The following is a 21,174-nucleotide window of genomic DNA, read 5'->3' on the forward strand; positions in this document are numbered from 1 at the left end:
CGACATGAACGCAATGCTTAAAACGGCGTTTGCTGCGGCGCTCACGTTAACGCTTGCGGCCTGTGCCGTGCCGCCGGCGCAGCACGCGGATTTGCCGCAGTCCGTGAAGACGCTTGCGCCTGACGCGTGGAGCGTCGCTGCGCCGCAGGACACGGTGGACGCGCAGGCGTGGTGGGCGCACTTTGGCGATCCGGTGATGCATGAGCTGATCGAATCGGTGCTGAACAGCAATCTCGATGTGCAAGCGGCGGTCGAGCGCGTCACGCAGGCGCAGCAGCAAACGAAGCAGCAACGCGCCGCGCTGTTGCCGCAACTCGATGCCACCGCGGCCGCATCGCACACACGGCAGACTTTGCCGCCGCCGCTCGGCTATGTAGATGCCGCGGGTATCGGCGTTGCCGCGAACTGGACTCCCGACGTGTTCGGCGGCGAACGGCTCGCGGTGCTTGCCGCACAGGCGCAAACCACAGGCCGCGCGTCGGCGTTGAACGAGCTGCGCCTCGCGCTCGCCGCGAATACGGCGGCAGCCTACATCGATTTGCGCTGGGCGCAGTCGGAACTGCAGATTCTCAACGACAACGAGCAGATCCGCAGCCGCGCGCTGAAGCTGACGCAAGACCGTCTGCGTTATGGCTTGTCGACACAGCTCGACGTCGCGCGGGCGCAGAACCAGCTGCAGGATCTGCAGGCACGGATTCCGCGTGTGCAGTCGGAGGTCCAGCATCAGTTGAGCCTGATCGCCGTGTTTTCGGGCCGCACGCCGGAAAGCGTGCAGAACCTGATGTTGAGCGCGCCGGGCGCGATCCCGGTGCCGTCGCTCGGCGTGCCGCAGACGCTGCCGTCCGAAGCGCTGCTGCGTCGCCCGGACGTGTTGACTGCTTATGCAAAGGTCCAGCAGCGCGCGGCGGAAGTGGGCGTGTCGCGCGCGCAGCGCTATCCGCAGTTCAATCTGAGTCTGACCGATGGCTTGCTGGCCGCGTCGTGGGTCGGCGCGCCGACGCTGACCGACAACCTGTTCAGCGCGGCATTGAGCGCGACGGCGCCGATTTTCAGCGCCGGCCGCATTACGGCCAACATCAACGAAAACGAAAGCCGCATGCGCGAATCGCAGCTTGGGCTGAATCAGACCATGCTCAACGCGCTGAAAGAAATCGAGGATACGCGCAGCGATCTGGTCAGCGGCGCGACCCAGGTGGAGCGGTTGTCCGGCGCGCTGGATTCGTCGGGCAAGGCGCTGCGTTTGTCGACGCAACTATATAAAGGAGGCGCATCGAGCTTCCTCGACGTGCTCGATGCGCAGCAGGCGTATCTGATCGATGCCGAATCGTTGAACCAGGCGAAGCGGGCGCATGCGCAATCGGCGGTGGCGCTGTATCGTTCGCTCGGCGGCGGCTGGAGCGTGGCGGAGCCGGGCACGGCAGACGCAAGCGCGAGCGATGCAAAGCCTGCAGCCACGAGCGCGCTCGCGCCGCAAAGCCGCGCAGCCCCAACCGCAGCCGCAGCCGCAGCCCCAACCGCATCGGTCGCAGCGCAATGAACGCCGCCGTGCCGCAGCCGCCTTGCAGCCCCTCGGCCCCTTACCGCAACAACGAAAGCGCTTCGCAATCGGCGAGGCATTCGCAATGCAGTACTTCATTTGAGGAATCGCGATGAGCAATCGACAGGTAGTGATCAGTCATCCGGTGAGAACCGCAATCGGCGCGTTCGGCGGCGCGTTGAAAGACGTGCCGGCCACGCAACTGGGCGCTGCAGCCATCCGCGAAACGCTGCGCCGCAGCGGTCTTGCCGCGGACCAGCTCGCATCGGTGACGATGGGCAACGTGATCCAGGCCGGCAACAAGATGAATCCGGCACGCCAGGCGTCGCTGGGCGGCGGCGTGCCGGTGACGGTGCCTGCGCAAACCTTGAACCGCGTATGCGGTTCGGGTGCGCAGGCGATCGCGTCGGCAGCGCAGGAAATCTGGCTAGGCTTCGGCGACGTCGCGCTGGCAGGCGGCATGGAAAACATGGACCGCGCGCCGTTCCTGCTCGACAACGGCCGCTGGGGCTATCGGATGGGCAATGCGCAGATCTACGACAGCGCGCTGCACGATGGTCTGGTCGATGCGTTTTCCAACCAGCATTCCGGCTGGCATACCGAGGATCTGGTCGCGCAGCTCGGTATCACGCGCGACGCGCAAGACCGTTTCGCGGCACGCTCGCAACAACGCTTCGTCGCCGCGCAACAGCGTGGCGCGTTCGACGCGGAACTGGTGGGGGTCGACGTCAAAGCCCGTAAGGAGACCATCAGCTTTATCCGCGACGAGCAGCCGCGGCCGGATACGACCGTCGAAACGCTGGCGCGGCTGCGTCCCGCGTTCCGCAGCGACGGCACGATCACGGCCGGCAATGCGCCGGGCCTGAACAGCGGCGCGTCAGCAATGCTGGTGGCCGAACGCGGCTACGCGGAAGCGCACGGCCTCGAGCCGCATGCGCGGCTGGTCGCGTTCGGCGTGGCCGCCGTCGAGCCGGGCATGTTCGGGCTCGGCCCGGTGCCGGCAGTCCGGATGGCGCTCGAACGCGCGGGCTGGAGTATCGGCGACGTCGAGCGCTATGAGATCAACGAAGCATTTGCGGCGGTGCCGCTTGCGATCATCGGTCAGCTTGGGCTGGCTGAAGACGTGGTGAACGTCGAAGGCGGCGCGGTGGCGCACGGCCATCCGATCGGCGCGACCGGCGCGATTCTGACCACCCGTCTGATCCATTCGATGCGCCGCGATGGCTTGAAGCGCGGCGTGGTCACGCTGTGTATCGGCGGTGGCCAGGGCATTGCGCTCGCGCTCGAGATGCTCTGAAGCACCGCCATACTTCCGACGGCTCGCCGCGCACGCTGCGAGCCGTGTCCGTTTACCGGATACTCGTGCCTGGGGCGACCAGGCCGTCATCATTCATTCAAACAGGAGATCGTGATGCGAATTCTCGTAGTGGGCGCCGGCGCGCTCGGTGGCTATTTTGGCGGACGGCTGGTGCAGGCAGGCCGCGACGTCACGTTTCTGGTTCGCGCCGGACGCGCCGAGGAATTGCAGCGCAACGGCCTCGTGATCAAAAGCCCGCGCGGCAGCGTGACCTTGCGCGACGTGAAGACCGTACTGGCCGAGCGTCTCGACGCGCCGTTCGATCTCGTGCTGTTGAGCTGCAAGGCCTATAACCTCGACGACGCGATCGAATCGTTCGCGCCGGCGGTCGGCCCCGCTACGATGATCCTGCCGGTGCTGAACGGCATGCGCCATATCGACGTGCTACGGGCAAAGTTCGGCGCGGCCAACGTGCTGGGCGGCGCGGGTCTGATCTCCGCGACGCTGAACCGCGAGCGCGAAGTCGAGCATCTGAACGATCTGCATCAGATCACCTATGGCGAACTGGACGGCTCGATGTCGGAGCGGATCCGCGCAGTCGAGCGCAGCTTCGAAGGCGCCGGATTCGACAGCCATGCAGTGGGCGACATCATGCAGCGGATGTGGGAAAAATGGGTGTTTCTGGCGACGCTGGCAGCCAGCACCGCTTCGAACCGCGCGACGATCGGCGACATCCTGAGCACGCCGGATGGCCGCCAGCTGATCGAAGGCCTGTTCGACGAGTGCTGCAACGTTGCGCAGCAGCATGGCTTTCCGGTCAGCGAAGCGGCCCTCGCGCGTTCGCGCGGCATCCTGCTTGCGCAAGGTTCGCCGCTCACCGCTTCGATGCTGCGCGATCTCGAGAACCAGTCTCGGATCGAAGCCGACCACATCATCGGCGACATGATCGCGCGCGGCGGCGACGATCAGCATCGTGCGGCGCCGCTGTCGCTGCTGCGCGTCGCGTACACGAATCTGAAAGCATACGAAGCGCGCCAGACGCGCAGCGCCGCTTGATCTGAGATTGCCATGGCCGCGGTCGGCCACCTGCAAGGCGCGCTACGCCGCGCCAAACACGCGAGGCGCATGAAGTAGAATCGACGCACCAGAAAAAGCCCCGCGACAGGAGGTGAAATCATGCCGAGTCCTCAAGGGTCGGTGACGGCGCTCAGTTCCGCATCGGCCACGGTGTTCTCCGTCGGCATCGTATTTCTCGGCTACTGGGGGGTGAACGAAGCGTCGGGCTGGCGGCCGGTCGACCGGGTGGTCGCGGCGCTCGCGCTGCTCGGCTTCGCACTTCTCGGGCTCGTGCCGTGGGTGGCCACGTCCCCGGTCGAGCCGGACACCAGCGACGCCAAGGTGCGCATCGCACGCCGCCTGTTCGTGTTCGGCGTCGGGTCGATCTGGCTGGCCATTCTGGTCTCGGTGCTGTTCTGACTCCGCGCTGCCGCCCGGCCTATTCCCCTGCAATACGATGACAGACACTTTGCGAACCGCCATCGTCTACCTCGCGTATCTGAGCGATCCGCAGGCTTATCCAAGGGGCAGCATACTGCCGCACTGGATTGTCGCCACGGTCGCCGCGCAGTGCGTGCTGGCCGCGCTGCTGCTGGTGCCGTCGGTACGTGCCAGCCGGGTGTTCGCGGTGTTCGTGCTGGCTAGCGTCGCAGCGGTGCCGGTCGCGTTGTGGAGCGCCGGTGCGCGTAACGCCAGCATTCTGACCAGCGTGCCGCTGTGGATCTTCTATGGTGTGCAACTGTGCGTCGCGCTAGTCTGGATCGGCCGGCGCCATCAGCGCCGCCGGTCCGCGCACGTCACGCTGCTTGTGCTGTTTCTGTTGTTTACCGTGCCGTGCGCGAGCGTGTTCGTCGCCGGTCATCTGGTCGATCCCGCTTACCGCACTTATTGAAGCCAGGGCCGCATGGATCTTCATATCGCGGTTCACGGGCGCCATGATCTTGCCAGCCAGATCTACCGGCAGCTGCGCGCGGCGATCGTCGAAGGGCGTCTTGCCGGCGACACGCAGTTGCCGTCCACCCGCGATCTCGCGCTGCAACTCGGCGTATCGCGCAAGACCACGCTCGACGTGTTCGAACGCCTGCTTGCCGAAGGTTTTCTCTATACACGCGCCGGCGCCGGCACCTTTGTCGCACAGGGACTGCAGCGTTTACCGGCCGAGCCTTCCGCGCATGCGCGCGCGCTCAAGGCGCGGGCTAGCGCGAAAACGGCGCTACACGCGCAGCCGTTATGGGACCCTTCGGGCGGCAATCCTTCGGTCGGCGTGCTGGTGCCGCCGCTGCCGTCGCGCGGGGTGCAATACGACTTCATCGGCGGCGTGACCGACATGAAGCACTTCCCTTTCGATGTCTGGCGGCGTTGCATGAACCATGCGCTGCGTGCCCAGGCGCGCGGCAACGGCGCCTATCGCGAGGCGGCCGGCGAGCAGGAATTGCGGCTTGCGGTGGCGCGTTATCTGGCGTTCAACCGGGCCGTTGCCAGTAACTGGGAAGACGTTATCGTCACGCAAGGTGCGCAGCAGGCGCTCGATCTGCTCGCTCGCGTGACGCTGCGCCCAGGCGACGTGGCCGCCGTCGAAGACCCCGGCTATCCGCCCGCGCGCGCCGTCTTCGCGGCCGCCGGCGCGCGGGTCGTGCCGGTGCCGGTCGATGCGCAAGGGCTGGTGGTCGAACGGCTGCCGAAAGACGCGCGGCTCGTCTATGTGACACCTTCGCATCAGTTTCCGCTCGGCATGCCGATGAGCCTCGAGCGGCGCGTCGCGCTGCTCGAATGGGCGCAGGCGCACGACGCGCTCGTCATCGAAGACGACTACGACTGCGAGTTCCGCTTCGAGGGCCGCCCGACCGAACCGCTGAAAAGCCTCGATCGCGCCGAACTGGTCGCCTACGTCGGCACCTTTTCGAAGACCGTGTTTCCCGAACTGCGGGTGGGCTACATGGTGCCGCCCGCGTCGCTCGCGCAAGCGCTTTGCAATGCACGGCGGGTCGGCGACTGGCACGGCGCCACGCTGATACAGGCCGCGCTGGCGAAGTTCATGCTCGACGGCGAGTTCGCCAAACACCTGAAACGCATGCACAAGCTCTATTCAGCGCGACGCGCTTCTTTGCTTGCGCATCTGCAAGGCGACCTCGCGCCATGGTTCGAGCCGATCGTGCCGACTGCCGGCATCCACCTCGCTGCGCTTTTGAAGGCGCCGCTCGAAGAGGGCGCGGTAGTGGCGCTCGCGCGCGACGCATCGATCGCGCTGTACGGACTTGCTCAATTCAAGTTGAGCGGGCCGTCGCCCGGTGGCCTCATGTTCGGCTATGGCGGCATCGAAGCCGAACGGATCGACGCTGCGTTGACGCAGCTTGCGCAGCTGCTTCGCGCCGCTGCATACGGCGCGACGTTCAAGCATCCACAACCCAAAAGGTGATGGACAGGTACCTACAAAACGTAACGCGGCGACTTTTAACCCGTAAAACAAGCGTCAAAATGTGTCACGTAGTCTGCGACACGCAACAAATCGCGCTGTAACGCGTAAAAAGATTCACGCGAAACGCCGCGACGCTTGTAGAATCCCGCGTGAAGACACACATGTCGTGTGCACTTCGTAGTTCACTGACCAACAACAGGTAGGAGAAACATGCCGACTTCCGCAAAGAAGGTTGCCAAGAAGGCGACCACCGTAGCGACCAAGAAAGTCGCTGCAACGAAGGCTCCCGCAACGAAGAAAGTAGCGGCTAAGAAGGTCGCCGTGAAGGCGTCCGGCGCAGCGTCGCCGATCAAGGACACCTTCACGAAGGCCTCGCTGGCGGCTCACGTTGCAGAGCGTTCGGGTGTCGAACCGAAGTCCGCCAAGGCCGTGCTGGCCGCGCTCGAAGACACGATCCTCGGCTCGGTCCACAAGAAGGGCGCTGGCGAATTCACGCTGTCGGGTCTTCTGAAGATCGTCGTGCAATCGGTGCCGGCGAAGAAGAAGCGCTTCGGCAAAGACCCGTTCACGGGCGAAGAGCGTTGGTTCCCGGCCAAGCCGGCTAGCGTGCGCATCAAGGCACGTGCACTGAAGAAGCTGAAAGACGCAGCATCGGCCTGATCGATGTTGCAGGATGGTCGGGCCGTCGGCGTCTTCGGATGAGGGTAGTGCCGGCCATGCTGCACCAGGCAGTTTTTGAAATCCCCGCGAACGAACACTTCGCGGGGATTTTTTATTCCACTCGGGCTTCGATATGCGTTGATGTATTCGCGCTTCGCTGCATCTGCGCTTCGTGCAGGCGTCATGCGTAGGTGCGTGCTCATTCTCCCGGTCGATTCCTCAAGCCCTGATTCATCAACGCAATTCACCCGGTCGATTCACTAAGTCGGTTCAGCGTGCATCGAACTGGCCAACGTGCGTGGTGTCGCGCACCGCGGTAGCGCATCGGCCGCTGGCGCAGTACGATGGCAAACAGGTCGCGGCCGGCAGGCATGCGCACTCGCTGTGCATGCAATGAGTTGTGTGCGCAACGGTAATGGCATAGCGCTTGCTTGATCCTACGGACACGAATGCGCAGCGCATTCGCCTTCAATCCGACAAAAAGAGCGGGGCGTGACATGCGATGCTTTGACGAGATGCGTCAACACGACGAAGCCGTGCGACCGCACTACGCACGTTTCGCGAACTGGCTGGGGCAACAGGGAAACGACGCGATCGCGCGCAAGCGCGCTGAAGCGGATCTGCTGTTCAGGCGGGTTGGCATCACGTTCGCGGTCAACGGCGACCTGTCCGGTACCGAGCGGCTGATCCCGTTCGATCTGATTCCACGCATCATTCCGCGCGGCGAGTGGCAAACCCTCGAAGCCGGTTTGCGCCAGCGCGTGCAGGCGCTGAACCTGTTTATCCACGACGTCTATCACGAACGCAACATCGTACGCGCCGGCATCGTGCCGGCCGAGCAGGTCTATACGAACGCGCAGTATCGGCCGGAGATGCAGGGCGTCGACGTGCCGCTCGGCGTATACGCGCATATCGCCGGTGTCGACGTGGTGCGCGCCGGGCTGGATGGCGAGTTCTATGTGCTCGAAGACAATCTGCGCGTGCCGTCCGGCGTGTCCTACATGCTGGAAAACCGCAAGATGATGATGCGGCTCTTCCCCGAGCTGTTCGTCCAGAACCGTATCGCGCCGGTCGCGCATTACCCGGACTTGCTGCTCGACATGCTGCGTTCGGTGGCGCCGGCAGGCGTCGACGATCCGGTGGTGGTGGTGCTGACGCCCGGCATGTACAACTCCGCGTATTTCGAGCACACGTTCCTTGCGCAGCAGATGGGCGTCGAACTGGTGGAAGGCAAAGACCTGTTCGTCGACGACCACTACGTGTTCATGCGCACGACGCAGGGGCCGCGCCGCGTCGACGTGATCTATCGCCGCGTCGACGACGACTTCCTCGATCCGCTCGCGTTTCGTCCGGATTCGGCGCTCGGCGTGCCGGGTTTGCTGACCGCGTATCGCGCCGGCCGCGTCGCACTCGCGAACGCGATGGGCACCGGCATCGCCGACGACAAGTCGATCTATCCGTACGTGCCGGAGATGATCGAGTTCTATCTCGGCGAGAAGCCGATTCTCAACAACGTGCCGACGTACCAGTGCCGCAAGCCGGACGATCTTGCCTACACGCTCGCGCATCTGCCGGAACTGGTCGTCAAGGAAGTGCACGGCGCGGGCGGCTACGGGATGCTGGTCGGTCCCGCGTCGACGGCCGCCGAGATCGAGGCCTTCCGCGCGCGGCTGATCGCAAAGCCGGCAGGCTATATCGCGCAGCCGACGCTCGCGCTATCCGCATGTCCGACCTTCGTCGACGCCGGCATCGCGCCGCGCCATATCGACTTGCGGCCATTCCTGTTGTCCGGCAAGACCGTCGCGATGGTGGCCGGCGGCTTGACGCGCGTCGCGCTGCAGGAAGGCTCGCTGGTGGTCAATTCGTCGCAGGGAGGCGGCACCAAGGACACGTGGATGGTCGACTAGCCGCGTCGCGCACGCGACCTCGTCGATCGTCGTATCGCCCGGGCGCCATGCCCGCAGCGATGCCGGGCCGGCCGGCCATGCCACTTGCCGGCGCGCATGGGTAATTACGGGTAACCACGCGCAGCGCGTTTCAATCCCGTGCCGATCAATCACGGAAAGCCGTCATGCTAAGCCGCACTGCCGATCACCTGTTCTGGATGGCCCGCTATATGGAGCGCGCCGAGAATACCGCGCGCATGCTCGACATCAATCTGAAGGCGCAGTTACTGCCGCAGACGCCCGAGCAGGAGGCCCGCGCGCAGCGCTCGGTTCTGCGCATTTCCGAACTCGAAGAAGCCTTCGCCCAGCGCCATGACGAACCGGCGCGCGAGCACATGCTCGATTTCATGGTGGCCGATGCGACCAATCCGTCGAGCATTCATTCGTGTCTGCAGGCAGCCCGCGAAAACGCGCGCGCCGTGCGCGGCACGCTGACCACCGAATGGTGGGAGACCATCAACGACACGTGGCTCGAGTTCAACGAACGCACCGGCGCCGGGCAACTGACCAACAACCCGGTGGGCTTGTTCGAGTGGGTCAAGTTCCGCTCGCATCTGTCGCGTGGTGTGACGCTTGGCACTGCGCTGCAGGATGACGCGTTCTTCTTCACGCAGCTCGGTACCTTTCTCGAGCGCGCGGACAACACAGCGCGGATTCTCGACGTGCGCTTCGCCGACGCCGAGCCGAACTCGCGCGATGCAGCCCGCCAGCTCGAAGACTTCTATTACTGGACCTCGATCCTGAGCTCGGTGTCGGCGCTCGAAATCTACCGCAAGGTGTATCGCGACGTGGTGACGCCCGCGCGCGTCGTCGAGCTGATGATCCTCAATTCGCAGATGCCGCGTTCGTTGCTCGCTTCGCTGGAAGGCGTCTGCGCTAACCTCGCGATGCTGCGCACGCAGGGCTCGAACCAGTGCGAGCGGTTCGCCGGCAAGCTGCGTGCGGAGCTGTTATATGCCGATATCCGGCAGATTTTCGAGGCGGGACTGCATGCGTGGCTCACGCAGTTTCTCGCGCGCGTGTTCGAACTCGGCAACATGGTCGCGCGCACCTATCTGCTGTTGCCGGTCGCCTGACGGAGTGCCTGTATGTATCTGACGATCCGCCACGATACGGTCTATCGCTACGAAGCGACGGTTCATTACTCGATCCAGCAGTTGCGGCTCACGCCGTCGAGCGGCGCGGCACAGACCGTGCGGCGCTGGCTGCTCGATGCGCCGGGCAAGCTGGATTCGACTTTCGATGCGTACGGCAACGTGCTGCATACGCTGGTGCTGAACAAGCCGCATCAGGAGATTCACGTGGAGGTAGCAGGCGAAGTCGAGACCGTGCGTTTGCTCGACGGCCGGCTTGGCGACCCCGCCGGGCCGATCCCGCTCGAGCACTACACGTGCGCGACGCGCCTCACCGACGTCGATCCGGCGCTGTGCGATCTCGCGCATGCAGCGCCGCCGCTCACGTCGGCGGCCGCGCTGATCGGGCTCGCCGAGCGGATTATCGAGCGCGTCAGTTTCAAGCCGGGCGTGACCGAGGTGACCAGCACGGCGGCACAGGCGCTGGCGCTTGGGCAAGGCGTGTGTCAGGACCATGCGCATCTGATGCTGGCTTGCTGCCGCGCGCGCGGCGTGCCGGCGCGCTATGTGAGCGGCTATATCGATCCGGGCGATGTGCCGCATGCAGCAAGCCATGCGTGGGTCGACGTCTGGCTGGCGGGGCCGGGCTGGGTGTCGGTGGACGTCACCCATGCGACGTTCGCCAGCGGAGGGTACTGCCGGCTCGCGGCGGCGCGCGATTACGAAGCCGCTTCGCCGGTGCGCGGGCGGCGTATCGGCGGCCTTGGCGAGCGGCTCGACGTTTCGGTCGAGGTCAGTGCGGCGGAGCAGTCACCCCAATAGCGTGGTGTGCCAGCGAAAGTCGTACGGCCGGCGCCTGAATGGGCACACTTACGCCGTTGTACGGTGGCGCGCACGCCGTGCCACATGCCACACGCTGGCCGACGCGCGGCGATTACAATAGCGGCGTTCCGCTTTCAAGGATTCGCCCATGACCTACTGCGTGGGAATGAGCGTCGACGAAGGGCTCGTGTTCCTGTCCGACACGCGCACCAATGCCGGCGTCGACCATATCAGCACGGCGCGCAAGATGTCCGTCTTCGAATTGCCGGGCGAGCGCGTGCTGGTGCTGTTGGGCGCCGGCAATCTGTCGCTCACTCAGGCCGTGCTGCGCGAGCTGTCCGAACCTGCCACTCCGCAGCAGACGACGCTGTGGAATGTGCCGACCATGGCCGAGGCTGCGCAAGTGGTCGGTCGCGCGGTGCGCGACGTGCATCAGCGCGAAGCGCAGGCGCTGCAGGATTTCGGCGTCGACTTCAATTGCAGCTTCATTCTGGGCGGACAGATCGCGCACGCAGCGCATGAAGCCGCGGCTGAAGGCGCCGCGCCGCTGCCGCGGCCGCGCCTTTTCATGATCTACGCGGCGGGCAATTTCATCGAAGCGTCGAGCGTCAGCCCGTATTTTCAGATCGGCGAATCGAAGTACGGCAAACCGATCATCGATCGTGTGCTGGTGCCGCAAACCCCGCTCGACGAAGCCGCGAAATGCGCATTGGTGTCGATGGATTCGACGCTGCGCTCGAATCTGTCGGTTGGGTTGCCGCTCGATCTGCTGGTGTACGAAACGAACGCGCTGCGCGTCACGCGCTTTGTCACAGTCACGAGCGACAACGCGTACTACCAGATGATTCACCGCACATGGGGCGAGCGGCTGCGCCAGGTGTTCAGCGAGATTCCGGACCCCGACTGGCAGGACTCGGCAACCGCGCCGCGCGGCGATATGGAAGCGGAGATGGTGCTGTACCGTGCGCCGTCCGGCGTGCACGGTGCCGTCGAAGCCCGGCCCGCGCAGACGCTTGCGCAGGCGGACAAGCCCAAGGCACGGCGCTAGTAGTCAGTTCACTGGCGACGCTGCGCCCGGACCGCCCACGCCCCGTCACACCCCGCCAATACCCACCCAAATCCGCCGCACCAGCAAAAAAGCCAGCCTTCGGCATACGCCTCAGGCTGGCTTTGCAAACCGCAGCCCGTACCGCGGCTGCGCATGATGTTCTTATTAGAACTTGTGACGGATACCCAGGCTGACCATTTCCTGCGAGTTCGAACCGGCCTGGAAGCCATACGAACCGATCGAAGCCACGGCCGACGTGGTGGTCGTCGAGTTCACACGCTGCGTGCCGCTGGCGTGCTGGTACGTGCCCATCAGGTAGATGTCGGTACGCTTGGACAGCGAGTAGTCGCCGCCGAGCGAAACCTGGTGGTAGTTCGCCGACGTATCGCCAGCCGCGTGTTCCCAGATGTAGCCGAGGCCGAGCAGCATGGCCGGCGTGACCTGGTAACCAGCGTAGCCGCCGACCGTGTGGAACTTCTCCTGGTTCGTGAACGCCGAAGCGCCGTCCGGCTTGTATTGCGAGAAGCTGTAACGCACGTTGAAGGTCAACGGGCCAACCACGTACTGACCTGCCACCGACGTGATGTCGATTGCCTTGGCCGATGCGTATGCGCCGTTGATCGTCGAGCCGTCGAAGGTCGCGTCCGAAGTCGCGCCCGTGCTCCAGCCCGGAGCGATACCAGCCGGGTTTGCTGCCGTCGGTGCTGCACCGCCGCGGCCGGCGAGGCCGTTGGCGTTTTCCATGCGGAAGTAGCCAGCTGCGACGCTGAACGGACCCACGCCGTACGTTGCCGCACCACCCCACGATTGACCCGAGCCCGTCGTGCCTGCTACGCCGCCCAGCGCGTACATGCCTTCGAACTGGAAGCCAGCGAAGGTCGGCGACACGTACTTGATTGCGTTGTTCGTACGCGAGCTGTTGTCGTTGTTGTCGACGTCGCCCGGCGACGTGAACATGCTGCCGAAGAAGTTGTCAGCCGTGAGCGGCTGGACCATGTCGACCAGCGGGTCGTACTGGCGGCCCAACGTCACCGTGCCGTACTGGTCTGCCGACAAACCGACGAATGCCTGGCGACCGAAGATCTTGCCGCCCTGGCCGAGCTTGCCGTTGTTCGGGTCAAAGCCGTTTTCCAACTGGAAAATTGCTTTCAGTCCGCCGCCCAGATCTTCCGTACCTTTCAGGCCCCAACGGCTGCCCTGGATGTTGCCGGCTGCCAGGTGGTAGAGATTGTCGTTGGCGGGGTTAGCGTGATGCACCCACTGGAACGACTCGTCGATCAAGCCGTACAGGGTCACGCTGCTTTGCGCGTGCGCCGCGCCGGCAGCACCTAGCAGAGCCAGCGAGAGGGTAGACAGTGCGATTCGTTTCATCCAATTCTCCACGCAGATGATTGTTTAGTTGTTGCGAAACGGAGAATAACGCAGGGTCTCGACCCACAAGAACTGAAAAAAATAAAGGTGTATCGAAAATGTGACAGGTGCCGGAAAGCCTTGTTTCATAAGCTTATCCGTGATTATTGCCAGATTGACAATGTTTTATCGTTGATTGTGCATTATTGTTGTTTGTCTAGGGGGAAACGTCCCACAATTGCTCATATTGGTGATCTATGACGGATTTTCGTCATTCGCCTGTCCTAGCAGTCTCTGAGGCTGATAGTTTTTAGTAAGACTTTTCAAGGTTTACCTTACGGTAAATGGGCGTGGACAGACGTGCACATTTGTGGTTCATAGGTCGCGCGACCCCTCCCATCTGCCCGTCCGCACGCAATCTCACTGCTCGCCGCTGCCGCGTCGGCCCGCCACGGCGGCGACCAGAGCCGCGGTGCCGGCCGCGAGCAACACCGAACTCCACGGATGGCGCCGCACGTAGCGGTCGGCAGCACTGGCGGTGCGGCCGGCTTGTACCAGCGTGACCGCGGCCGCATGGGTGGCGCGCGTTTCCGCGTTCAATACCGAGCGTCCCATCCTGATCGCCTGGCCGATGGGCCCGGGCTGCCCTGTGCTGGCGCGTGTGGTGGCCGCAGCGACCGCGGCAGCCGTGTTTGCTGATGAACCCGCGGCAAGCGGCAACGGCGACGCTGACGACAAAACCGACGCCGGTACTTGCGTAGCAGCGGGATCCGAAGCGGCAGGCGGTGCATCATCCAAAGCCATAGCGCGTAAGTCCGCAGCCGTTGCCTGCGACACAGGACCGCCACGTAAGTCCGCGGCCGTTGCCTGCAACACAGGACCGCCACGCAAGTCCCCGGCCGTTGCCTGCGCCGCAGGGCCACCACGCACGGCTCCAGCCGCCGTCTGCGCCGCGGGATCACCACGCAAGTCTCCAACCATCGCCCGCTCCGTGGAGTCACCACGCACGGCCGCCGCTCCCTGCGGCCGCTTCGCCGCGACCGTCGATGCCGCCATCACCGAGGCCATCATGGCCCGGCTGCCGGACGGCGGTGCGTGCAGAAACGCCCACGCGCCGCGCGGGTCCAGCATCCGGCCGCGCGCGGCAGCGAACTCCGCGCCGAGCAACAGTACGACCGCGGAAAAGTACAGCCACATCAGCAGCACCGCGAGCGAGCCGGCCGCGCCGAACGAATTCGCCATGCCCGCATGCGCGAGATACAGTGCGAACAGTTTCTTGCCGACCGAAAACAGCACCGCCGCGGTAAACCCGCCCACTAGCGCATCGCGATAGCGCACCGGCGCATCCGGTAAAAATTTGAGCAGGCCGGCGAACGCCGCCGACAGCACCAGCAGCCCAACCGCCAGCTGCAGCAGATTGCCGATGAACACATAGGGCGAATCGCCCCACAGCCAGTTGCCGACGAAGGTGATCGCCGCATCGAGCACGAGCGACACGATCAGCAGAAACGCTACGCCCAGCACGAGGCTGAACGAAATCAGCCTGACCCGCACCAGCGCCATCACACTCGACGCACGCGGCCCCGTCGAAGGCCACACGATATTGAGCGCACTGTTGAGCGACGAAAAGGTTGCGGACGCACCGATCGCAAGCAGCGCGAACGAGACGAGCGCCGCGGTGCCGCCGGCACTGCCGCTGCGGTGCGCGTTCTGCACGATGGTGGTGATTGCTGCTGCGGCATCGTTGCCGAGCACGCTATGCACCTGACGATACAGCTCACCGCGTGCCGCATCCGCGCCGAAGAACCAGCCGGCCACGGCAATCACCATCACGAGGGTCGGCGCCAATGAGAACGCGGCATAAAACGCAATGCTCGCCGCCAGCGCGAGGCAGCGGTTTTCAAAGAACTGGCGAAACGCGCCGACTGCCCATGACGCCTGGTGGCGGGCCACGGACTGCAGCTTGTCGCCGGAGAAGTTTTGGAGTTCCATGGGCGGGTCCTTAATGTCGAGAAGCGTGACGCGCGCAACGAGCCCTACGTGCGCTAGCGTACCAAGGTAGACGCAACGCAAGCCAGCATTGGTAAGGGCAATTGCAAGCGGTATGCCCGGGCGGGTGCGGGCCAGTTATGTCCAGCGGATAAAAACTGCGTTTCCCCACATGGCGATCGAAGTAAGTACGAAGCGAAAAAAAGCCACATATACTTTTTGACACCCCACAACAGAAAACGCGAGGGCAACTATGTTGCAGATGTCGCGGCGTCAGTTCCTGAAAGTGACGGCATCCACGCTGGCGGGTTCGAGCCTGGCCCTGCTTGGCTACTCGCCGGATAGCGCGCTTGCCGAAGTGCGGCAGTACAAGCTGTCGCGAACCACGGAAACACGCAATACCTGTCCATACTGCTCGGTCGGCTGCGGGATCCTGATGTACGGTCTCGGCGACGGCGCCAAGAACGCCACGGCCAGCATCATTCATATCGAAGGCGATCCGGACCATCCGGTCAATCGCGGCACACTGTGCCCGAAGGGCGCGAGCCTGATCGACTTTATCCATAGTTCGAGCCGGTTGAAACATCCGGAGTATCGGCCGCCCGGCGCGACAGAGTGGCAGCCGATTTCGTGGGACGAGGCGCTCGACCGCATCGCGAAGCTGATGAAGGAGGACCGCGACGCAAACTTCGTCGAGGCCACCGAAGATGGCAAGAAGGTCAACCGCTGGCTGACCACCGGCATGCTCGCGGCGTCGGCGGGCAGCAACGAGGTGGGGTATCTGACGCACAAGGTGATCCGCGCGACCGGGATGCTCGCGTTCGACAACCAGGCGCGTGTCTGACACGGCCCGACGGTGGCAGGTCTTGCCCCGACGTTTGGCCGTGGTGCGATGACGAACCATTGGGTCGACATCCGCAACGCCGATGTGATTCTCGTAATGGGCGGCAATGCGGCCGAGGCGCACCCGTGCGGCTTCAAATGGGTGACCGAGGCGAAGGCGCATCGCGGCGCGAAACTGATCGTGGTGGATCCGCGTTTTAACCGTACCGCTTCGGTGGCGGATTTCTATGCGCCGATCCGCACCGGTACCGACATCGTGTTTCTGGGCAGCGTCATCAACTATCTGCTGACGAACGACAAGATCCAGCACGAGTACGTGAAGAACTATACGGACTTCACCTTTATTGTCCGCGAGGATTACGCGTTCAACGATGGCATCTATTCGGGCTACGACGCTGACAAGCGCCGCTATGACAAATCGTCATGGGATTACGAGCGCGGCGACGACGGCTACGTGAAGACCGATGCAACGCTGCAGCACCCGCGTTGCGTGTACAACCTGCTGAAGCAGCACTATTCGCGCTACACGCCGGAGCTGGTCGAGCGCGTGTGCGGCACACCGAAGGACAAATTCATCAAGGTCTGCGAGATGCTCGCGACCACCTCGACACCGGGCCGTGCCGGCACGATCCTGTACGCGCTCGGCTGGACCCAGCATTCGATCGGCTCGCAGATGATCCGTACGGGCGCGATGGTGCAACTGCTGCTCGGCAACATCGGCCTTTCGGGTGGCGGCATGAACGCGTTGCGCGGGCACTCGAACATCCAGGGGCTGACGGACCTCGGCCTGATGTCGAACCTGCTGCCGGGCTACATGACCTTGCCGAACGAAAACGAGCAGGACTTCGACAACTACATCAAGGTGCGCGCGGCGCAGCCGTTGCGCCCGAACCAGCTGAGCTACTGGCGAAACTACCGAGCGTTCCACGTGAGCCTGATGAAGTCGTGGTACGGCGACGCCGCCACGGCCGACAACAACTGGGGTTTCGACTACCTGCCCAAGCTCGATAAACCGTACGACATGCTGCAGATCTACGAGCTGATGGTGCAGGGCAAGGTGAACGGCTACCTCGCGCAGGGTTTCAATCCGCTTGCCGCGGCGCCGAACAAGGCGAAGATGACGGCCGCGCTGTCGAAGCTGAAGTGGCTCGTGATCATGGACCCGCTTGCCACCGAAACCTCGGAATTCTGGAAGAACTACGGCGAATACAACGACGTCGATTCGTCGAAGATCGAGACCGAGGTGTTCCGTTTGCCCACCACGTGCTTCGCCGAGGAACGTGGTTCGCTGGTCAGTTCCTCGCGTGTGCTGCAGTGGCACTGGCAGGGTGTGCAGGCGCCCGACGAAGCGCGCAGCGACCTCGAGATCATGTCGGGGATTTTCCTGCGCATGCGTCGCGCGTATCAGGAAAAGGGCGGCAAATATCCCGATCCGCTGTTGAAGCTGAGCTGGCCATACTCGGACCCGGATAGCCCGACGCCTGAAGAGATCGCGATGGAATTCAATGGCAAGGCTGTGGTCGACCTGACCGATCCGAAGGATCCGTCGAAGGTACTGGTGAAGGGCGGCGACCAGTTGTCCAGCTTTGCACAGTTGAAGGATGACGGCACTACGGCGAGCGGCTGCTGGATTTTCTGCGGCTCGTGGACCCAGGCGGGCAACCAGATGGGCCGGCGCGACAACGCGGACCCCACCGGCATCGGCCAGTCGCTCGGCTGGGCGTGGGCGTGGCCGGCGAACCGGCGCGTGCTGTACAACCGCGCTTCGTGCGACCTGTCCGGCAAACCGTTCGACCCGACGCGCAAGCTGATTGCGTGGAACGGCAAGGCGTGGACCGGCGCCGATATTCCGGACTACAAGGCAGACGAAAATCCCGATTCCGGCATGGGGCCGTTCATCATGAACCCGGAAGGCGTCGCACGTTTCTTCGCGCGCGACGGTATGAACGAAGGGCCGTTCCCCGAGCACTACGAGCCGTTCGAAACGCCGCTCGGCTATAACCCGCTGCACCCGAACAATCCGCTCGCGATCAACAATCCGGCAGCACGTGTATTCCCGGATGATCGTGCCGCATTCGGCAAGGCAGCATCGTTCCCGCACACGGCAACCACCTACCGGCTGACCGAGCACTTCCACTTCTGGACCAAGCACGCGCGCCTGAACGCGATCATCCAGCCGCAGCAGTTCGTCGAGATCGGCGAAGACCTTGCGCACGAAATCGGCGTGAAGGCCGGCGACAGGATCAGGGTATCGAGCAACCGCGGATCGATCGTCGCGGTAGCGGTGGTCACCAAACGCATCAAACCGCTGATGGTGGAGGGCAAGAAAATCCAGACAGTCGGCATTCCGCTGCACTGGGGCTTCAAGGGGCTGACGCGGCCCGGTTATCTGGCTAATACGCTGACGCCGTTCGTCGGCGACGGCAACACCCAGACGCCGGAGTTCAAGTCGTTTCTGGTCAAGGTCGAGAAGGCATAGGGGGCGCCATGGCATTCCAATCACTCGATATCAAGCGCCTGTCGGCCACCACCGTGCCGCAGACTTCAGTGCGCGCGCCTGCCACCGGAACGGTTGCGAAGCTGATCGACGTGTCGAAATGCATCGGTTGCAAGGCCTGTCAGACCGCGTGCATGGAATGGAACGACCTGCGCGACGAAATCGGCTACAACACCGGGGTTTACGACAATCCGCACGACCTGTCCGAGCATTCGTGGACCGTGATGCGCTTTGCCGAATACGAGAACCCGAATGGCAACCTCGAATGGCTGATCCGCAAGGACGGCTGCATGCATTGCGAGGATCCGGGCTGCCTGAAGGCCTGTCCGTCGCCGGGGGCGATCGTGCAGTACACCAACGGCATCGTCGATTTCCACGAGGAAAACTGCATCGGCTGCGGGTATTGCATCGCCGGTTGTCCGTTCAACATTCCGCGTTTGTCGCAGACCGATCACCGCGTGTACAAGTGCACGCTGTGCTCGGACCGCGTCGGGGTAGGCCAGGAACCGGCGTGCGTGAAGACCTGCCCGACCGGCGCGATCGTGTTCGGCACCAAAGAGGACATGAAAGTGCACGCGGCCGAGCGCATCGTCGACCTGAAGGAGCGCGGCTTCGAGCACGCCGGCCTGTACGATCCGCCGGGCGTGGGCGGCACGCATGTGATGTACGTGCTGCATCACGCGGATGATCCTTCGCTGTACCACGGCCTGCCGAACAACCCGTCGATCAGCCCGATGGTGCGCGTCTGGAAGGGCCTTGCCAAACCGCTCGCGCTGGCCGCGATTGCGTTTACCGCGCTGGCAGGCTTCTTCCACTACACCCGCATCGGCCCCAACGAAGTGACCGAGGACGACGAGATCGCCGCGCGGGAAGAAGCAAGGCGGCTGCGCGAACAGCGCGACCGGCCCGCCGGCGACCCACCGGAAGGCAGAACCGAGGAGCCGATCAAATGAGCCATGACGACCCGAACCTGATCGTGCGCTACACGCCGAACGAGCGCACCAACCACTGGATCACCGCGATCACGTTCGTGCTGCTCGCGCTGTCCGGTCTCGCGATGTTTCATCCGGCGATGTTCTGGCTGTCTGCGTTATTTGGCGGCGGCCAGTGGACGCGCATCCTGCATCCGTTCGTTGGGCTGGTGATGTTCGTTTCGTTCCTGATTCTGGTGCTGCGTTTCTGGCACCACAACTATCTGGACAGGAACGACTGGCAATGGATGCACCAAATCGACGATGTGCTGGCGAACCGCGAAGAAAACCTGCCTGAAATCGGCCGCTACAACGCCGGGCAGAAGCTGCTGTTCTTCACGATGGTGGCATGCCTCGCGCTGCTGCTACTGAGCGGCATCGTGATCTGGCGGCGGTATTTCTCGTTTTACTTTCCGATCGATGTGGTGCGCGCCGCAGCGCTGATTCATTCGATCGCGGCATTCGTGCTGATTGTCGGGATCATCGTGCACATTTATGCGGCGCTGTGGATCAAGGGCTCGGTGAGCGCGATGGTGCGCGGCACCGTCACGCTGGGTTGGGCGCGCAAGCATCATCCGCGCTGGTTCCGGGAGAGCATCAAGTAGCAGTACGGGGCGAATGCAGGCGCCACGGCTCCCGTTGCGCTTGCGTCGGCGAGCCAATCCGCGCCAAAATCGGCAGGCTCATGCCGCGCCCGGCTCAACGGCTGTGTTGCAAACGGGAGCTACTCAATTGGTACAGCGCATTCTCGAAGTGGGGCAGATCGAGTCGCTCGATCGAACTGCGATTCCGCGCATCCGTTTGCCCGAACGGGCGACGCTGTTTGCCACGCGGGCCGCGCGCCTGCGTTCGCTTGCTGAGCGCAACCCGATCGGCGCGTACCTGCGGCTGATGGCGTCGCTGGTCGACGCGCAGCATCAGCTGCTGGCTACCTGCACGGCAAGCATGCCATCGGCCGCCGCGATCGCGCACGCACAGCACAATTCGATGCCGCTCGCGCCGGCGCTTGGCGGCGTACAGCGCGATCCGCTGTGGCGTGACGTGCTGCGGCAACTGCTCGACCGCATCGAAGCCGCCGGTGCCATGACGCTCGCGCTTGGCCAGCTAACCGATACACTGCGCACGAGCCGTCCCGCCCAACTCGAAGCACAAGCCGACGCAATTCTCGCGCAGCGTTTTAGCGAAATCGAACCCGCCAGCGCGCCGTTCATCATGGCCGCGTTGCAGGTGGTATGGACCGACGTGGTCAGCCGGCTCGATGCGCGCGCGCTGCCGTACCTCGAAACCCTGGGCGCGTGCCCGGCATGCGGATCGCTGCCGGTGGCGAGCATTGTGCGGATCGGCGGCCCGTATCAGGGTTATCGCTATCTGCAATGCGGACTGTGCGGTAACGAATGGCACATGGTGCGCGTGAAATGCTCGAATTGCGATTCGACCAAAGGCATTTCGTATCACGAGGTGGAGGGCGGTAACGAAGCGCTGAAGGCCGAATCGTGCGACGAATGCCATACGTATCGCAAGATTGGGTACCTCGAAAAGGACATGGAGATCGAGCCGCTCGCCGACGACCTGGCGAGCCTGACACTCGATCTGCTGATGAACGAGGCGGGCTACCGGCGCGGCAGCCCCAATCCGTTGCTGTGGCCCGAAGCGGCGCCGGACAATTGAG

The 21,174-nt window shown here is 63.9% G+C and carries 17 protein-coding genes; 15 read left to right on the forward strand and 2 right to left on the reverse strand.

The window, feature by feature from the left end; all coding sequences use genetic code 11:
• Positions 1-4 precede the first annotated feature (4 nt).
• The 11 genes from ACYVNQ_RS19625 (at position 5) to ACYVNQ_RS19675 (ending at position 11,855) form a co-directional block, all read left to right on the forward strand.
• Positions 5-1,537 carry an efflux transporter outer membrane subunit gene (locus ACYVNQ_RS19625; protein ID WP_460904227.1) on the forward strand — a complete coding sequence of 511 codons (1,533 nt, stop codon included), beginning with the start codon at positions 5-7 and terminating at the stop codon, positions 1,535-1,537.
• A 112-nt stretch (positions 1,538-1,649) separates the two neighbouring features.
• Positions 1,650-2,834 carry a thiolase family protein gene (locus tag ACYVNQ_RS19630; RefSeq protein WP_460904228.1) on the forward strand — a complete coding sequence of 395 codons (1,185 nt, stop codon included), beginning with the start codon at positions 1,650-1,652 and terminating at the stop codon, positions 2,832-2,834.
• 114 nt (positions 2,835-2,948) lie between these two features.
• Positions 2,949-3,890: a 2-dehydropantoate 2-reductase gene (gene panE / locus ACYVNQ_RS19635; RefSeq protein WP_460904229.1), complete on the forward strand. Its 942-nt coding sequence runs from the start codon at positions 2,949-2,951 to the stop codon at positions 3,888-3,890.
• Between the two features lie 120 nt (positions 3,891-4,010).
• Complete coding sequence (locus tag ACYVNQ_RS19640) at positions 4,011-4,310, forward strand: hypothetical protein (RefSeq protein ID WP_460904230.1); 300 nt, start codon at positions 4,011-4,013, stop codon at positions 4,308-4,310.
• A gap of 37 nt (positions 4,311-4,347) precedes the next feature.
• On the forward strand, positions 4,348-4,782 hold the full coding sequence (locus tag ACYVNQ_RS19645; protein ID WP_460904231.1) for a hypothetical protein: 435 nt from the start codon (positions 4,348-4,350) through the stop codon (positions 4,780-4,782).
• Between the two features lie 12 nt (positions 4,783-4,794).
• Positions 4,795-6,306 carry a MocR-like pyridoxine biosynthesis transcription factor PdxR gene (gene pdxR, locus ACYVNQ_RS19650; protein WP_460904232.1) on the forward strand — a complete coding sequence of 504 codons (1,512 nt, stop codon included), beginning with the start codon at positions 4,795-4,797 and terminating at the stop codon, positions 6,304-6,306.
• Positions 6,307-6,516: 210 nt separating this feature from the next.
• Positions 6,517-6,966 (forward strand): HU family DNA-binding protein, encoded by a 450-nt coding sequence (locus ACYVNQ_RS19655; RefSeq protein WP_460904233.1) that lies wholly within the window; start codon positions 6,517-6,519, stop codon positions 6,964-6,966.
• A gap of 497 nt (positions 6,967-7,463) precedes the next feature.
• Positions 7,464-8,873: a circularly permuted type 2 ATP-grasp protein gene (locus tag ACYVNQ_RS19660; protein ID WP_460904234.1), complete on the forward strand. Its 1,410-nt coding sequence runs from the start codon at positions 7,464-7,466 to the stop codon at positions 8,871-8,873.
• Between the two features lie 164 nt (positions 8,874-9,037).
• Positions 9,038-9,988, forward strand: a complete 951-nt coding sequence (locus ACYVNQ_RS19665; protein ID WP_460904235.1) for an alpha-E domain-containing protein — start codon at positions 9,038-9,040, stop codon at positions 9,986-9,988.
• Between the two features lie 12 nt (positions 9,989-10,000).
• Complete coding sequence (locus ACYVNQ_RS19670; RefSeq protein ID WP_460904236.1) at positions 10,001-10,807, forward strand: transglutaminase family protein; 807 nt, start codon at positions 10,001-10,003, stop codon at positions 10,805-10,807.
• A gap of 148 nt (positions 10,808-10,955) precedes the next feature.
• On the forward strand, positions 10,956-11,855 hold the full coding sequence (locus ACYVNQ_RS19675; RefSeq protein ID WP_460904237.1) for a peptidase: 900 nt from the start codon (positions 10,956-10,958) through the stop codon (positions 11,853-11,855).
• A 165-nt stretch (positions 11,856-12,020) separates the two neighbouring features.
• Here ACYVNQ_RS19675 and ACYVNQ_RS19680 read toward each other — a convergent pair whose 3' ends face one another.
• A complete protein-coding gene (locus tag ACYVNQ_RS19680; RefSeq protein WP_460904238.1) occupies positions 12,021-13,226 on the reverse strand; it encodes a porin in 1,206 nt (401 codons plus the stop codon).
• A gap of 399 nt (positions 13,227-13,625) precedes the next feature.
• Positions 13,626-15,197 (reverse strand): YihY/virulence factor BrkB family protein, encoded by a 1,572-nt coding sequence (locus ACYVNQ_RS19685; RefSeq protein WP_460904239.1) that lies wholly within the window; start codon positions 15,195-15,197, stop codon positions 13,626-13,628.
• Positions 15,198-15,447: 250 nt separating this feature from the next.
• Between ACYVNQ_RS19685 and fdnG the strand changes: the two genes are divergently transcribed.
• The 4 genes from fdnG to fdhE all read left to right on the forward strand — a co-directional run bounded on the left by fdnG (position 15,448) and on the right by fdhE (position 21,173).
• The gene (gene fdnG / locus ACYVNQ_RS19690) at positions 15,448-18,516 is read left to right on the forward strand and encodes a formate dehydrogenase-N subunit alpha (RefSeq protein WP_460904240.1); all 3,069 of its coding nucleotides are present in this window, start codon (positions 15,448-15,450) and stop codon (positions 18,514-18,516) included.
• Positions 18,517-18,524: 8 nt separating this feature from the next.
• Positions 18,525-19,487, forward strand: coding sequence for a formate dehydrogenase subunit beta (gene fdxH, locus ACYVNQ_RS19695; protein ID WP_460904241.1), 963 nt, complete (start codon positions 18,525-18,527; stop codon positions 19,485-19,487).
• Positions 19,484-20,110: a formate dehydrogenase subunit gamma gene (locus tag ACYVNQ_RS19700; protein ID WP_460904242.1), complete on the forward strand. Its 627-nt coding sequence runs from the start codon at positions 19,484-19,486 to the stop codon at positions 20,108-20,110. Before fdxH ends, ACYVNQ_RS19700 begins: the two co-directional genes overlap by 4 nt.
• A 127-nt stretch (positions 20,111-20,237) precedes the next feature.
• On the forward strand, positions 20,238-21,173 hold the full coding sequence (gene fdhE, locus ACYVNQ_RS19705; protein WP_460904243.1) for a formate dehydrogenase accessory protein FdhE: 936 nt from the start codon (positions 20,238-20,240) through the stop codon (positions 21,171-21,173).
• Position 21,174 lies beyond the last annotated feature (1 nt).

The organism is Paraburkholderia jirisanensis (assembly GCF_054782355.1).